This is a genomic window from Piscicoccus intestinalis NBRC 104926, assembly GCF_001515525.1.
GTDB lineage: Bacteria > Actinomycetota > Actinomycetes > Actinomycetales > Dermatophilaceae > Kineosphaera > Kineosphaera intestinalis.
On sequence record NZ_BCNQ01000005.1, the window covers coordinates 40,172 to 55,399 of the forward strand.

Consider the following 15,228-nt stretch of genomic DNA (forward strand, 5'->3'; position numbering starts at 1 on the left):
GCAACAGCACCCACCCGCCATTCTCGGGCTGGTCACGCAAATCCCGTGCGGCCGAAATCAACCGCGAAATCGCCGCGCCATCAGGCCGCGGAGCCGCCCCCACAGACATCACACGCCCCCCTTTCCTCTGGGCTGAGTCAGTTTCGAGCAACAGTTCGATTCTTACTCATCAGCCAGTGCGAATCTAGACCCCAACGAGACTCTGTGGATAACCCGGCAACATGTGAGGCCAGGTCGAGGCAGGTTTTCGGCGTGCATCTCCTCCCCCTGAGGAACTCCCGCGGCATTGCCCGAGAATCATCGTCTGCGACTTTTCCGCCATCGATAACATCCTCCCTCCGCACAACTCTTTACACCGCCACGAAAAGGCTTTCTAGACACGCATCGCCCGTCGCCCGGGCGGCAGCAAGCGACAGAGATTGCGTCATTCCAACCGCCGCCAGAACCAGACCGACCCGCAACGACGCGCGCCCGTCGGGTCCGAGCCGATGCCGATGGCCAGCGAGCGACACACCCCAGACCCTTGCCACGACCGCCACTCATGAGGTTATGTGTCCCATAACTTCTCGACGCGAGACGAGAGGTGCCCCCGAACTGGAGGAGACCGCCCATGCCCCACAGCTGCCGGCGCCCGAACGCGCCGCGGCTGACGTCGCGCCGGTACCTCGATCTGCTGATCCTGACGTCGTCGCTCTGTTGCAACTGACTGACACAAAAGTGCAACTGACTGACACAACAGCCACTCGACGACAGAGACCCCAGGAGCAATCAGCATGACCATCACCGCCACCGGCGCCCAGATCACCCGCCTCACCGACCGCATCGGCGCCCGGCTCACCGGCCTCGACCTCACCGGCGACCTCGACGAGCACACCGTCGCCACGCTGCGCGAAGCGCTGCTCGCGCACAAGGTGCTCGTCATCCCGAACACCCCGCTTGACCTCGACCGCCAGCGCCGCATCGCGGCCGCGCTCGGCCCGCTCACGCTGGCCCATCCCACGGTCTCCGCGGCCCCCGGCGCCCCGGAGGTGCTCGCGGTCGACAGCGAGCGCAATGTGGCAAACAGTTGGCACACCGACGTGACGTTCATCGTCAACCCGCCGGCGATCAGCACGCTCGCGGCCAAGATCATCCCGCCGTTCGGCGGCGAAACGCTCATCGCCGACACCGCGGCGGCCTACCGCGAACTGCCCGAGCCGCTGCGCGCCCTGGCCGACTCGCTGCGCGCCGTGCACACCAACGTGCACGACTACGTGACGAGCGGCGACAACGACCAGTACGAGGACGCCGACGACGACTACCGCTCGGAGTTCATCGCCACCCGCTTCGAGAGCGAACACCCGCTCGTGCGGGTGCACCCCGAGACCGGCGAACGAGGCCTGTTCCTCGGCGGTTTCGCGCAGCGGATCGTCGGCCTCGGCGGGCAGGACTCCCGCGACCTCATCCGGCTCTTCCAGAGCCACATCACCCGCCCGCGCAATGTCGTGCGCGTCACCTGGGAGCCCGACCAGCTCGTCATCTTCGACAACCGGATCACCCAGCACTACGCGATCGACAACTACGCCGGCCTGCCCCGCAAGCTCACCCGCGTGACGGTCGGCGGCGACATCCCGGTCGGCGTCGACGGCGCCCGCAGCCGGGCCCTCACGGGCGATTCCTCGCACTACAGCCCGATCCCGGACTGACCCGGCCACACCAACCCCCGAACAGCCCACAGACGACCCGACGGCCCGGCTCGCACGAAGCGAACCGGGCCGTCGGCCATCTGCCAGGCAGGGGGTCAGCGGGTGTCGGAGCCGCCCTCCTCCTCGACCGCGGCGCGACCGGCCTCCAGGCGCGCCACCGGAACCCGGAACGGCGAGCATGAGACGTAGTCGAGCCCGACCTGGTGGAAGAAGTGCACGGAGGCGGGGTCGCCGCCGTGCTCACCGCAGACACCGAGGTGCAGCTCGGGCCGGGTCTCGCGGCCCTCCTTGGCGGCCAGCTGCACGAGGCGGCCGACGCCGGTGGTGTCGAGCGACTCGAACGGGCTGATCTTGAAGATGCCGCGCTCGAGGTAGTTGCTGAAGAACTCGGCCTCGACGTCGTCCCGCGAGAAGCCCCAGGTGGTCTGGGTCAGGTCGTTGGTGCCGAAGCTGAAGAACTCCGCCGACTTGGCGATGTCGCCGGCCGTGAGGGCGGCGCGCGGCAGCTCGATCATCGTGCCGATCGGGATCTGGGTGAGGTCGACCCCGGTGGCCTCGGAGACCTCGGCCTGCACAGCGCGGATCGCGTCCTTCATGATGTCGAGTTCGTGCACGTCGCCGACGAGCGGGATCATGATCTCCGGCTTGGGGTCGCCGCCGGCCTTGGTGCGCTCGGCCGCGGCCTCGCAGATGGCCCGGGCCTGCATGGTGAACAGACCCTTGATCGACAGGCCGAGGCGCACACCGCGCAGACCGAGCATCGGGTTCTGCTCGTGCAGGCGCTCGACGGCGGCCAGCAGCGTCCGGTCCTTCTCGCTGACCTCCTCACCGGACTTGTCGGCCACCGCCACGCGGGCCGTCATCTCGGTGAGGTCGGGCAGGAACTCGTGCAGCGGCGGGTCGAGCAGCCGCACGGTGACCGGCAGCCCGTCCATCGCCTCGAAGATCTCGACGAAGTCGCCTCGCTGCAGGGGCAGCAGCGCGTCGAGCGCGGAGCCGCGCTCCTCGGGCGTGTCGGCGAGGATGAGCCGCTCGACGAGGGCGCGACGGTCGCCGAGGAACATGTGCTCGGTGCGGCACAGGCCCACACCGGTGGCGCCGAAGCGGCGCGCGCGGGCGGAGTCGGGCCCGTTGTCGGCATTGGCGCGCACCCCGAGGGCGCGGTGCTTGTCGGCCGCGTCCATGATCCGGGAGACGGCGCGCACGAGGTCGTCGGCCTCGATCTGCTCCGGCGTGAGTTCGCCCTCGAAGTACTGCACGACGGGCGGCGCCACGACCGGCACCTCGCCGTCGAAGACCTCGCCGGTGGTGCCGTCGATGGAGACGAGGTCGCCGGCCTTGAGCGTGCGCCCGTCGGGCAGGCCGACGGTGCCGTTCTTCGTGTCGACGTCGAGTTCCTCGGCGCCACACACGCAGGTCTTGCCCATGCCGCGGGCGACGACCGCGGCGTGGCTCGTCTTGCCGCCGCGGCTGGTGAGGATGCCCTGGGCGGCGATCATGCCGCCCAGGTCGTCGGGGTTGGTCTCGCGGCGCACGAGGATGACCCGCTCGCCGGCGGCGGCCCGCTCCACGGCCTCCGCGGAGTTGAACACCATGTGGCCGGTCGCCGCGCCCGGGGAGGCGTTCATGCCCTTGGCGATCTTCTTCTTCGTGGCGGCCGGGTCGAACTGGGGGAACATCAGCTGGGCGAGCATGTCGCCGTCGACGCGGCGCAGCGCCTCGGCCTCGTCGATGACGCCCTCGTCGATGAGCTGGCAGGCGATGACGAAGGCCGCGCCCGCGGTGCGCTTACCGACGCGGGTCTGCAGCATCCACAGCTTGCCCTCTTGCACCGTGAACTCGATGTCACACAGGTCTTTGTAGTGACCCTCGAGCGTCGACATGATGTTCATCAGCTCGTCGTAGGACTTCTTGTCGAAGCCCTCGAGGTCGGTCAGCGGGATCGTGTTGCGGATACCGGCGACGACGTCCTCACCCTGCGCATTCTGCAGATAGTCGCCGTACACGCCCTGCGCGCCGGAGGCGGGGTCGCGGGTGAACGCGACGCCGGTGCCGGACTTGTCGCCGAGGTTGCCGAAGACCATCGTGCAGACGTTGACGGCCGTACCCAGCTCGGCGGGGATGTTCTCGCGCTTGCGGTAGAGGATCGCCCGCTCGCTGTTCCAGGAGTTGAAGACGGCGCGCACCGCGGCGAGCAGCTGCTCGCGGGGCTCCTGCGGGAAGTCGTTGCCCGTCTCGTTCTTGATGATGCCCTTGAACTTCTCGACGATCTCCTTGAGGTGATCGACCGTGAGTTCGGTGTCGCTGGCCGCGCCGGCGTCGCGCTTGGCCTCGTCCATGACGTCTTCGAACAGGTCACCCTCGAGCCCGAGCACGGTCTTGCCGAACATCTGCAGCAGGCGGCGGTAGGAGTCGTACGCGAAGCGCGGGTTGCCGGACTGCTTGGCCAGGCCCTCGACCGAAGTGTCGTTGAGGCCGATGTTGAGCACCGTCTCCATCATGCCGGGCATGGAGAACTTGGCGCCGGAGCGCACGGAGAGCAGCAGGGGGTCGTCGCCGCCACCGAGCGTCTTGCCGGCCGCCTGCTCCAGGGCCGTGACGTGCTCGTCGATCTCGCCGGCGAGCGATTCGGGCTCTTGACCGGTGGTCAGGTACTCGCGACATGCGTCGGTCGTGATGGTGAATGTCGGCGGCACCGGGATGCCCATATTGTGCATTTCAGCAAGGTTTGCCCCCTTGCCGCCTAGTAGGTCTTTGAGGTCCTTGTTGCCCTCTGACAGGTCATAGACATAGGCCGACATGCGGGTCCCTTCCCAACTGAGCGTCCTCTTCGACGCCACGAGCGTAGGCAGTCACACTATTGGCGCCCGGGGCCCTAGGTCCTCAGTTCCCGGGGAACTGGGGACCCATGGACGCCGGCCGGTCAGCGGGCGCGCTCGCGCAGGCAGACCATCGATTCGTGCGCCGGCCCGAGGAGCGCCTCGAGGCGGGGCAGCAGGGCGGCGGCCTCGGTGTGCCGGCTGCGCCGCTGCAGCACGCGGGCCAGCAGCACGCCTGCCTGGGCGTCGGTGGGGTCGGCGTCGAACGCCTCCCGGGCCAGCTCCTCGGCGGCCCCCAACCGGGCGGCGTGGAAGTAGGCGCGGGCCAACTCGGCACGCACGACACCGACCTGCTCGGGGGCCGACTCCCGCACCTGGGTCAGCAGCGTCTCGAGCACCGGCACCGCCCGACCCGGGCGACGCTGGTCGAGTAGCTCCTGCGCCCAACGGAACTCGTCGTACTCCGACCACCGCTCCGGGGAGTCGCCCTGGGAGAACGCCGTCACGCGGGTGTTGTCCATCTCTCCTCCATCGCTACGACTTTGATAGTGGCTCTCAACACGGAGGTCACGGTCGGCATTCCCGCGCAGTGGCCGCACCGCTCAGGCCGCTCACGACGGGGCGAGCATCGCGGTGAGCGCCGCGACGTACATCGCCGGGTCGTCGGCGCCGCACATCTCGCGGGCAGAGTGCATCGACAGCATCGGGGCTCCGACGTCGACGGTGACCACGCCGGTCAGCGCGGCGCTCATCGGCCCGATCGTCGAGCCGCACGGCAGGTCCGAGCGCACGACGAAGCGCTGCATGGGCACCCCCGCCTGCTCGCAGGCCAGCGCGAACGCCGCCGCGCCCGGGGCGTCGCTGGCGTAGCGGCCCTTGGCGTTGACCTTGAGCACCGGGCCGCCGTTGATCGCGATGCGGTGTTCGGGTTCGTGCCGCTCGATGTAGTTGGGGTGGGTCGCGTGCGCCATGTCGGCCGAGCACACGAGGCTGTCCGCGAGGGCCCGGTGCAGGTCCTCCCGGTCGCCGCCCCGGGAGAGCACGACGCGTTCGAGCAGGGTCGGCAGGAAGCTGCTGAACCCGCCTCGGTCGGTCATCGAACCGATCTCCTCGTGGTCGAACAACACGAGCAGGGGGATGCGCCCGCCGTCGCCGGCCAGCGCGGCGTCGGCGGCGATGAGCGCCTGCACCCCCGCGTAGGCGGTAGCGAGGTTGTCCAGCCGCGGGGCCGCGACGAGGTCGGCGTCGCGCCCGAATCGCGTGGCGGGCGTGAGGTCGTGGGTCATGAGGTCGTGCGCCAGCACGTCGCGCTCCGGCACCTCGAGGCGGTCGGCGAGAAAGGCCCGCAGGCTCGGACCGGCTCCGGCGGAGGCGCCCCAGACCGGCGCGAGGTGCTGCTGCTCGTTGAGCCGCACCCCCTCCTGCGCCGACGCCCGGTCGAGGTGGATCGCCAGATGCGCCACCCGCAGCAGGGGCTCGTCGACGAGCACGAGGCGCTGGGCGATACCGCCGGGCGCCTCGGCGTCGCGGATCGCGACGCGGCCGGAGAGACCGAGGTCGCGGTCGAGCCACGTCGTGATGAGCGGACCGCCGTACACCTCGACGCCGAGCTGGTCCCACTCCAGCCGGGTGACATCGGGATTCGGCTTGATCCGCAGGTTCGGGGAGTCGGTGTGCCCGCCGAGCACCCGAAAGCCCGCGCTCGACGGCAGGTCACCGACGGCCTCGGTCGACCAGGCGGCCAGCGAGCCGGCGCGGCGCACGTAGTGGCGTCCGGAGCCGGGCCAGGGGTCGGTCTCGCGCAGCTCACTGAACCCGGCGGCCTCCAGCGCGGCGACCGCGGTCTGCACGGCGTGGAACGGGGACGGGGATGCGTCGATGAAGTCGCACAGGCCGGCGACGTGATCGAGACGGGCTGCGGCGTCGGGCGTCGGCATTCCCCCACGATACGGACGCGGCGCGGGGAGCAGGAGCTCGCGGGCGCGGGTGGTCCGGGGTGTCGAGTCAGGGGCGGGTCGGGCACGATGGGTGGATGACCGATCCGACCTCTGCCCAGCAGCCCGCCTCCGGCGCGGAGCCCGAGGAGCCCGCCCGGGGCGACCGCGAGCGCGTCGTCGTCGTCACCGAGGGTGGCATGGGGGTGCACGACCCCGAGCAGGACAAGGCCCCGGCCGACCTCATCGAGCAGCCCGCGAAGGTCATGCGGATCGGCTCGATGGTCAAGCAGCTGCTCGAAGAGGTGCGCAACCAGCCGCTCGACGACAAGGGTCGGGCCCGGCTCGCCGAGGTGCACCGCCGCTCGATCCGCGAGCTCGAGGACGGTCTGGCGCCCGAGCTCGTCGAGGAGCTGGAGCGGATCAGCCTGCCGTTCACCGAGGACTCCCCCAGCGACGCCGAGCTGCGGATCGCCCAGGCGCAGCTCGTCGGCTGGCTCGAGGGGCTGTTCCACGGCATCCAGGCGGCGCTGTTCGCTCAGCAGATGGCCGCGCAGCAGCAGCTGCAGCAGATGCGGCGAGCCCTGCCCGGCTCCGTCGTGCCCGGGCAGCCGGGCCAGCCCGGGCAGCCGGGCCAGCCAAGCGGGCCGGGCCAGCCGGGTCAGCCCGGCCAACCGGGATTCGGAGCGCCCGGGGACGGCGGCCCCACTGGTCAGTACCTCTGAGGCCCGCGTCGCCGGACGCCGTCGAACGCCCCTCAACGCCCCGGCAGCTCACGCCCGGGCGGTCGGTCAGGGCTGTGGGGTGCGCTCGGGAGTGGGCTTGGGGCCCCAGACCTCGTCGAGCACGCCGCGGGGGCGCTGCGACAGGTGGTCGAGGTCGAACTCGGCGTCGGACACGTTCGGCGCCCGGTCGAGGTCGCGCAGGGTCGCCATGGCGTACTTGCCGAGCAGGAACAGCGCGATGAGGTTGACGACCGCCATGAGGGTCATCGCGACGTCGGCGAGCGACCACACGGTCGACAGGCTGACGAGGGCGCCGACGACGACGGCGATGACGACGCCGGTGCGCAGCACGATGTCACCGATGCGCCCGCCGCCGAGGTAGTCGACGTTGATCTCGGCATAGGTCGTGTTGCCGAGCACCGAGGAGAACGCGAACACGAAGACGAGCACGGTCATCACCGGCACCACCCAGGTGCCGAGTTCGGAGGCGAGCGCGTTCTGCGTGAGGGCCGCGCCGGCCTGCTCGCGGGTGGTCACGCCGGGGGTGTAGATCTCGGGGCCGGCGAGCAGGATCATCGTCGCGGTGGCGGTGCACACGATGATCGTGTCGACGAAGACACCGGCGGCCTGGATGAGGCCCTGGTGGGCGGGGTGGCTGACGGTGGCGGTCGCGGCCGCGTTGGGGGCCGAGCCCATGCCCGCCTCGTTGGAGAACATGCCGCGCTGGACGCCGTTCATGAGGGCTGCGGCCATACCGCCCGCGACGCCGGCCAGCGCCTGGTCGAGACCGAAGGCGCCGCGGAAGATGTCGGAGATGACCCCGGGCACGGCGGGCAGGCTGGTCAGCACGACGAAGACGGCGAGCAGGAAGTACACCAGCGCCATGACGGGCGCCACGATCTCGGTGACCCGGGCGATCGACTTCAGCCCGCCGAAGATGATGACGCCGGTGAGGATCGCCAGGCCGACGGCGGTGACCGTCGGGGAGATCCCGTGACCCGACTCCAGAACGGAGGCGATGGTGTTGGCCTGCACCATGTTGAACGACAGGCCGAAGGTGAAGATCAGCAGGCACGCGAAGAGGGCGCCGAAGCCGCGTGAGCCCAGGCCGCGCTGGATGTAGTAGGCCGGGCCGCCTCGGAACGTGCCGTCGTGGTGCGGCTGCTTGTACAGCTGGGCCAGCGTGGCCTCGGTGAACGCGGTCGCCATGCCGATGAGCGCCATGACCCACATCCAGAAGATCGCGCCCGGGCCGCCGAGCGCGAGGGCGATCGCGACGCCCGCGATGTTGCCGGTGCCGACCCGGCTCGCGAGGCTGATGCAGAACGCCTGGAACGACGAGATGCCCTCGCCCGCGTTCGAGCGCGACCCGAGGATGACCCGCAGCATCTTGCCGAACGAACGGAACTGCACGCCACGCGACCAGACGGTGAACAGGATTCCGGCGAGCGCCAACATCGGCACCAGCACGTAGGTGGCCAGGAATTCGTTCAGCGGGCCGGTGATGAAGTCGAGCACAGCGCGCCCTCCTCGGGTAGTTCAGCGAATGTTGTCGCTGGAAACTATCGGACCCACGTTTCTGAGAGTTTTCACAACCGTCGATGTGACCGATTCGTCACCGGCCACGATGCGGGGCCGACACACCGGAGGCGGGGTCGAGCGCGTGTCTCGACCCCGCCACCGACTGAGCGATCTCAGGCGATCGGGAAGCGCTCCCAAACGCGGTGGTGCCCGAGCAACTCGATGACCTCGACGGCGACCTGCCCGGAGTCGGTGCCGGCGACCACGCCCGGACCGGCGCCGATCCCGACCGCCGTGAGGGCGTCCTCGGCGTGCACCGCGCCGATCGCCTTGGCGTGCCGGTACGCCTCCTGCAACAGCAGGGCGACCCGCGGGTCCAGCGCCGGGCGCTGGGCCACCGGCGCCCCGGCCTTCGCGTCGGAGGCGGGGTGCGCGTCCGCCGCGGGGGCGGGCGCACCGACGACCAGCACCGCGTCGAACTCCACCGATCGCGCGGCGGCGAACGTGCGCTGCACCGCCACCTCGTCGCCGCCGAGGAACCCGCCGTGCGGCGCCACGACCAGCGCGGTGATATCGGCGCCGGTCAACTGCTCGACGGCCGTCGCCACGAGCCCAAGGTCGCTGGTCTCGTCGGCGACGATGCCGACAACCCGGCCCGCGACCGGGTACGACTCGTCACGCAGCTGCGACAGGGCCGGGCTGAGCCGCTCGTCCGCGGCGGCGCCGGTGGCCTTGGGCGCCGGCATCCCGAGGCCCTGTGCGACGGTCTCGCACAGCTGCTCGTCGATGTTCGCGAGCGCCACGAGCTGCCGCTCTCGCACCGTCTGCTCGAAGCACTTGGCGAGTTCGAACGTGTACGCGGCGGCGACGTGGGCCTGCTCGGTCGGGCTCAGGCTCCGGTAGAACATGCGCGGCTGGGAGAAGTGGTCGGCGAAGCTCTGCGGATGACCCCGCCCGACCTCCCCGGAGACGGGCCGGCTGACCTCCACGTACGCGTGCTGCTGCGCGGTGGCCGGGAAGGGGTTGCCGCCGTCGAGGGAGTTCGGGTGGTACGGCGCCACCCCGGAGTGCACGGCGTGCTGGTGGAAGCCGTCGCGCAGCATATCGTTGACCGGCGCGTGGCTGCGGTTGATGGGGATCTGCGAGAAGTTCGGGCCGCCCAGGCGGGTCAGTTGCGTGTCGACATAGGAGAACAGCCGCGCCTGCAGCAGCGGGTCGTTGGTCACCTCGATGCCGGGCACGAGGTGACCGGGGTGGAAGGCGACCTGTTCGGTCTCCGCGAAGTAGTTCGTCGGGTTGGCGTCGAGGGTCATGGTGCCGACGATCTGCACCGGAGCCAGTTCCTCGGGGATGATCTTCGTCGGGTCGAGCAGGTCGACCCCCTCGAAAACCTCGTCCTCGGTGTCGGGCACGACCTGCAGTCCGAGGTGCCACTGCGGGAAGGCTCCCGCCTCGATCGCGTCGGCGAGGTCGCGGCGGTGGAAGTCGGGGTCCATGCCCTGGGTGAGCTGGGCCTCCTCCCAGACCATCGAGTGGATGCCGTTGACGGGCTTCCAGTGGAACTTGGCCAGGCTCGTCGACCCGTCGTGGTTGCTGAGCCGGAAGGTGTGCACGCCGAAGCCCTCCATCATGCGGAACGAGCGCGGGATGCCCCGGTCGGACATGTTCCACATCGTCAGGTGCTGCGCCTCGGTGTGCAGGGAGACGAAGTCCCAGAACGTGTCGTGGGCGCTCTGCGCCTGCGGGATCTCCCGGTCCGGGTGGGGTTTGCCGGCGTGCACGATGTCGGGAAACTTGATGCCGTCCTGGATGAAGAAGACCGGCATGTTGTTGCCGACCAGGTCGAAGGTGCCCTGAGTCGTGTAGAACTTCGTCGCGAAGCCGCGGGTGTCGCGCACGGTGTCGGCCGAGCCGCGCGAGCCGAGCACGGTGGAGAACCGCACGAACACTGGCGTCGTCGCGTTCTCCTCGAGAAAGCCGGCGCGGCACACGGAGGCGGCGTTGCCGTTGGCCACGAACGTGCCGTGGGCGGCGGCGCCGCGGGCGTGCACGACCCGCTCGGGGATGCGCTCGTGGTCGAAGTGCGTGATCTTCTCGCGCAGGTGGTGGTCCATGAGCAGCGTCGGGCCGCGCCGACCGGCCTTGAGGGAGTGGTCGGTGTCGGGCAGGCGCAGCCCCTGCGAGGTCGTCAGGTACTCGCCGCGCTGGGCGCGGGCGTCGGCGGGCTGGTCGCCGTTGGTGCCGGTGGCGCTGATCGGGCGGGGCGCGCGCTGGTCGGGCTTGGGGGGCAGCGGTCCGCGGGGGTCGCGGGGTTCGTCGAAGGACGGGGAGGATGCGTCGGCGGGCATAACGGGCTCCTGTACTGCGTCGGTGCGACACGTTCAGGCCCGAGGTCCGGCTCAGAGGGGACGGCGCGGACGGCAAAGGGTCGACCGACTCGACGCCAGAGCGCGACCGGCGTGCGACCGACAAGCGACCGACGTGCGACCGATTCGGACTCCCGGGCGGCACGAACGGCCGGGGCTGGACCGCGCGTGGAAAACGAGGTCGGCCGGTGGCCGCCTCGACTTCCCCTTGCCCTATCGCGCGCCGGTCATGCGCCGGAGTCGGATCAATCCCGGCTTCGGGTCACACCGGGCCGGTGCTGCCGGCTCATTCGTAGAGCACGTACTCCGGGCGCGGCGTGAGGGCCAGCACCTCCTGCGGCGTCATGAGCTTCCAGCTGGGGCGGGCGGTATCCTCTTGGTAGAACAGCTTGAACCCGGGGTGCACATGGGCGGGCTTGACCTTCATGATCGCGTTCCACGTCTCGGTCTTCATCGACTTGGAGCCGATGCCGTCGACGCTGACGATGTTGACGACGCCCGGGTGCTGCTTGAGGTTCTCCGGGCCGCGCACCCAGTTGGTGCGGATCATGTGGTAGAGCACGACCTTGTCCGGCAGGTCGTTGTCCTTGACGAGCTTGGAGACGTACTGGTTGACCTGGTCGAGCTCGGTGCCGCTCGTCGAGCCGAAGGTGCGCATCGGCTCCTGGTTGGGGCCCATCCGCCACTCGGGGTCCATGGCGAGGCCGACGTCGGGCTCCTTGAGGAACTTCTCGTAGGCCTTGACCTCGGTCGGGAAGTCGGAGCGGCCGGGCTGGATGGCCAGCAGCAGGTAGCCGTCGACCTTGCGCACCGCGTCGAGGTGCTCCTGAATCTTCGCGTCGGTCGAGCGCGTGCGGCACTTCGGGGCGTTCTTGCAGGGGTGCACCATCGTGGCGATGTACTCGAGGGTCGGCATGATCTTGCGACCGTCGACGGCGTAGGGCTTGGCCCGCTCGATGATCTCCTTCATCCGGTCGTCGATGTCGCCGACGCCCGCGCGGCCCAGGCCCGGGCCGCTGCCGATGATGCCCGAGTAGCCGACGAGCCGGTAGGTCGGGAAGATCTGACGACCGCCGCCGGGCAGTTCCTTCGGCGTGGGCGTGGGGGTCGGCGACTGCTCATCGACCTGAGCGTTGACGGGCATCCCGGTGCCGTTGGCGGTGGGATTCTCGGGGGCGATCGAACAGGCGCTCAGCGCGAGGGCGCCGACCGCGCTCACGCTCACCAGCACGGGGGCGACGGCTCGCCGACGGGTCCTCATGTCGCTCCTTACACATCGACCGGTGTCGCGCGCCATCGTATGGCGGCGCTCGCCGAGCGCCCGGGACCGACCCGCGCAACGGGAATACGGACAATCCGCGCCGCGCGGACGCACGACCGCGGGACGGGCACCCCCTCGCCCCGGCGCAGCGGGCCCCCGGCTCGGGAGGCACCCTCGGGAAAATCGCCATATCGACGATCCCGATCCGTCGATCGAGGGTGAATCCCCTGGTCAGCGCGCGGCGCCGGGGCGTCGCGATCGTCGATTCGGTGAATCCTTCGCCGGCAACGCAGGGTTAGGCCGCCCTGCCGGTTCCGTATCCGTGCGCCCGACGCACGTACGCCGCTGCCCTGGCCATGCTGCGAACCCACTCAGGTTTGTCCAAAACCTGGGACAGCGTGACAGGCAGAACCAGCCAGTCGCGCCCGGTCAGCTCCGCATAACGCGTCAGGTCAGCCTCGAAATCCGATGGGCTGCCGTGGAATTCGTAACTGTTTGCCTCGAAGACGATGCGCCGCAGCGGATCCCCGAGATCGGCGAGCGCGGCGAAGCCGTCGCCGCTGATCTCGAGCTGCGGCACCAGGGTCAGCTCGGACACGTCGAGCAGAACGGCCCGGAGGGCGGATTCGAACGGGTTGGCCGCGCGCGGGTCGGCACAGGCACCGACCCGACGCACCTGCGCCGCGTTGACCCCGCCGCCGGCGGCCGTGGCTTGCACCAGCTCGCTCGGGCCGACCGCGCCGCTGCGCAGCGCCGAGTCAGCGATGGCGAGCGCCTCGGTGAACGGCAGGTCCCGCGCGCAGTCGGCGACCGTGGCCAAGGGGCTGCGCACGGCATCCCGCAGTTCGTCCTCCGTCAACACGCTTCGACGGGCGGTCACCACGCACGTGTCGACCCCGACGAGCCCCCGGCGTCCGGTAGGCAGCGCGATCTCCAGGGTCGACGGCTCCCGCAGAATCGGCCAGTCATGGTGGGCGGCCGCGCAGCGGTGGGAGAGGGCACCGCCACAGGCCTGAGCCAGCCGGTGCCGCGCGGTCAGCGCCGCGACCTCCTCGGGGGTCGGCTCCTCGTCGTTCCAGGTGGCCCAGGAGCGCGCGAGGCGCCGGTCGCCGAGACGCGGATCGGCATCGGTCGTCAGGCCGTACCGTCCGTGGCGCAGTCGCCGGATCGAGCCGTCGGCCACCGCCCCGCGCACCGTACCCACCGACGTGGCCGCAACGAGCACCGACCGATCGGCCACGCCGCCGGCAGCGACGAGCGCCTCGAGCAGTTCACGGCGGCGGGAGGGGCGGGGCATGCGACGAGCCTGGCGCACCCCGCGCAACCGTGTCCGAGCGGCGGCGGCTTCTGTGGATAACTCGGCTCGAGGTCGCGGCCGGGTTCCGGCACCGCGCCTCGGCCGACTGAGACCCAGAGCGGATCTTCCCTCGGGGCTTCGCCGGCGCCTCCGGCCGGCGCCTCCGGCCGGCGCCTCCGGCCGGCGTCGCCAGACGTGGCCCCGAGCTGCTCAACAAGTACGTCGGCGAGACCGTGGTCGGCCGCCGCCGGGCCGGGTCGGCGGCCGGGCCGGTCGAGAGGTATCGCCGGATCGACACTCCCGATGGAGGCTCGAACCACAAGTGCCCTGCTCGGGCGTCGTCGAACCGGATCGGGATCGTCGTTTCGGCGATTCGGCAATTCCGCGATTCCGCGATTCGGCGATTCGGCGATTCGGCGATTCGGCGATTCGGCGATTCGGCGATTCGGCGGGTCCACGGGTCCACGGGTCCACGGGTCCGCGGGCCAGCGGGCCAGCGGCCCTCAGGCCCCTGACGCCCTCATCCGGTCGCGGGCGGCGGCGACGAGCGCCGCGAAGAGCCGCGCGTCCGCGCCGTTCTCGGGATGCCACTGCACGGCGAGGGCGAACTGCGCGGGCTCACCGCCGGCGCCAGGCGGGCCCGACGTGTCGGCCTCCATCGCCTCCAACGTGCCGTCGGCGGCGAAGGCCGCGGGCCGATAGCCCGGGTGCGCCAGCACCGACTGGTGATGGGCGCAGTGGCCCTCGACGACGTCGCCGTGCGGGCTGTGACCCCCGCCGAGGACCGCGGCGAGGCGGGTGTCGGCCACGACGCGGATCTGGTGCCGACCGAAGGTGCCCGACCCGGGCGCGTGGGCGCCGTGCCCGACGCGGTCGGGCACGTGCTGCTCCAACACGCCGCCCGCCTCGACCGCCATGATCTGCATGCCCCGGCAGATGCCGAGCAGCGGCAGCTGCGCCGCCCGCGCGGCCCGGGTGAGCAGCAACTCGCTGTGGTCACGGTCCGGCCGCGGCGGTTGGGTGGCCGGGTGCGGCCGCCGCCCGTAGCGCCCCGGCGCGACGTCCGCGCCGCCGGTGATGATCAGGCCGTCGAGCCGACCCACGAGTTCCTCGGCCAGGCGTGGAGTCAGATCGGCGCGGGGCGGCACGAGCACCGGCAGCGCCCCGCACGCCTCGACGGCCCGCACGTAGTCGTGCGGTAGGAGGGCGGTGCGCTGGGCGACCCACTCGCCCCGGTCGATCGCTTCGACGTAGGTGGTGAGTCCGATGAGAGGCGAGCAGTCGGGTGGGCTCAGGCGACGCGGGTGAACGTCGTGCGCCACTCGTCGTCGCTCTCGCTACTGCCTGCCTCGACGAGGTACTGGCCGCCGAACTGGCCTTCGATGAGCGTGCGCACGAGGTCCGGCGACTCGTCGGTGATGATGGTGGCGCCGCCTCCGGGAGTCAGCCCGATGAGCACCCCGAAGATCGCCGCCTGCCGGATCTGCGGATCGATCGTCCGCGCGTCGAGCTCCGGCACACGGCGCGCCCCGGAGCCGCATCCGCCCGCTCCACAGCCGCAACCTCCACATTCGGCGCTCAAAATAACCTCCCGGCGCTCGATAATCGCACGGCGCGACA

The 15,228-nt window shown here is 70.7% G+C and carries 11 protein-coding genes; 2 read left to right on the forward strand and 9 right to left on the reverse strand.

Going from position 1 to position 15,228, the window contains the following annotated elements; all coding sequences use genetic code 11:
* Positions 1-773: 773 nt before the first annotated feature.
* A complete protein-coding gene (locus PINTE_RS02130; RefSeq protein ID WP_068425573.1) occupies positions 774-1,685 on the forward strand; it encodes a TauD/TfdA dioxygenase family protein in 912 nt (303 codons plus the stop codon).
* Between the two features lie 95 nt (positions 1,686-1,780).
* On the opposite strand, the gene ppdK is transcribed toward PINTE_RS02130, so the two are convergent.
* The 3 genes from ppdK to PINTE_RS02145 all read right to left on the reverse strand — a co-directional run bounded on the left by ppdK (position 1,781) and on the right by PINTE_RS02145 (position 6,441).
* A complete protein-coding gene (ppdK, locus tag PINTE_RS02135) occupies positions 1,781-4,486 on the reverse strand; it encodes a pyruvate, phosphate dikinase (RefSeq protein WP_068425576.1) in 2,706 nt (901 codons plus the stop codon).
* A gap of 122 nt (positions 4,487-4,608) precedes the next feature.
* Positions 4,609-5,025: a hypothetical protein gene (locus tag PINTE_RS02140; protein WP_068425579.1), complete on the reverse strand. Its 417-nt coding sequence runs from the start codon at positions 5,023-5,025 to the stop codon at positions 4,609-4,611.
* 90 nt (positions 5,026-5,115) lie between these two features.
* On the reverse strand, positions 5,116-6,441 hold the full coding sequence (locus PINTE_RS02145) for a M18 family aminopeptidase (protein WP_068425582.1): 1,326 nt from the start codon (positions 6,439-6,441) through the stop codon (positions 5,116-5,118).
* A 95-nt stretch (positions 6,442-6,536) separates the two neighbouring features.
* On the opposite strand from PINTE_RS02145, the gene PINTE_RS02150 reads away from it, so the two are divergent.
* Entirely contained in the window at positions 6,537-7,163 is a 627-nt protein-coding gene (locus PINTE_RS02150; RefSeq protein ID WP_068425585.1) for a proteasome activator, read from the forward strand.
* Between the two features lie 66 nt (positions 7,164-7,229).
* Here PINTE_RS02150 and PINTE_RS02155 read toward each other — a convergent pair whose 3' ends face one another.
* The 6 genes from PINTE_RS02155 to PINTE_RS23065 form a co-directional block, all read right to left on the reverse strand.
* Complete coding sequence (locus PINTE_RS02155; RefSeq protein ID WP_068425589.1) at positions 7,230-8,681, reverse strand: alanine/glycine:cation symporter family protein; 1,452 nt, start codon at positions 8,679-8,681, stop codon at positions 7,230-7,232.
* A 176-nt stretch (positions 8,682-8,857) separates the two neighbouring features.
* On the reverse strand, positions 8,858-11,032 hold the full coding sequence (locus tag PINTE_RS02160; RefSeq protein ID WP_068425592.1) for a catalase: 2,175 nt from the start codon (positions 11,030-11,032) through the stop codon (positions 8,858-8,860).
* 304 nt (positions 11,033-11,336) lie between these two features.
* On the reverse strand, positions 11,337-12,311 hold the full coding sequence (locus tag PINTE_RS02165; RefSeq protein WP_068425595.1) for a hypothetical protein: 975 nt from the start codon (positions 12,309-12,311) through the stop codon (positions 11,337-11,339).
* A 295-nt stretch (positions 12,312-12,606) separates the two neighbouring features.
* Positions 12,607-13,608: a hypothetical protein gene (locus PINTE_RS02170; RefSeq protein WP_068425598.1), complete on the reverse strand. Its 1,002-nt coding sequence runs from the start codon at positions 13,606-13,608 to the stop codon at positions 12,607-12,609.
* 503 nt (positions 13,609-14,111) lie between these two features.
* The gene (locus PINTE_RS02175; RefSeq protein ID WP_245642753.1) at positions 14,112-14,930 is read right to left on the reverse strand and encodes a gamma-glutamyl-gamma-aminobutyrate hydrolase family protein; all 819 of its coding nucleotides are present in this window, start codon (positions 14,928-14,930) and stop codon (positions 14,112-14,114) included.
* The gene (locus PINTE_RS23065; protein ID WP_068425601.1) at positions 14,900-15,127 is read right to left on the reverse strand and encodes a DUF2249 domain-containing protein; all 228 of its coding nucleotides are present in this window, start codon (positions 15,125-15,127) and stop codon (positions 14,900-14,902) included. The genes PINTE_RS02175 and PINTE_RS23065 overlap by 31 nt, the downstream gene beginning before the upstream one ends.
* Between the last annotated feature and the right edge of the window lie 101 nt (positions 15,128-15,228).

Bases quoted from the DNA above. Each gene is read 5' to 3' on its own strand.
- PINTE_RS02150 (WP_068425585.1), top strand. From the start codon at position 6,537: ATGACCGATCCGACCTCTGCCCAGCAGCCCGCCTCCGGCGCGGAGCCC.
- PINTE_RS02160 (WP_068425592.1), bottom strand. From the start codon at position 11,032: ATGCCCGCCGACGCATCCTCCCCGTCCTTCGACGAACCCCGCGACCCC.
- PINTE_RS02140 (WP_068425579.1), bottom strand. From the start codon at position 5,025: ATGGACAACACCCGCGTGACGGCGTTCTCCCAGGGCGACTCCCCGGAG.
- PINTE_RS02165 (WP_068425595.1), bottom strand. From the start codon at position 12,311: ATGAGGACCCGTCGGCGAGCCGTCGCCCCCGTGCTGGTGAGCGTGAGC.
- PINTE_RS02145 (WP_068425582.1), bottom strand. From the start codon at position 6,441: ATGCCGACGCCCGACGCCGCAGCCCGTCTCGATCACGTCGCCGGCCTG.
- PINTE_RS02170 (WP_068425598.1), bottom strand. From the start codon at position 13,608: ATGCCCCGCCCCTCCCGCCGCCGTGAACTGCTCGAGGCGCTCGTCGCT.
- ppdK (WP_068425576.1), bottom strand. From the start codon at position 4,486: ATGTCGGCCTATGTCTATGACCTGTCAGAGGGCAACAAGGACCTCAAA.
- PINTE_RS02130 (WP_068425573.1), top strand. From the start codon at position 774: ATGACCATCACCGCCACCGGCGCCCAGATCACCCGCCTCACCGACCGC.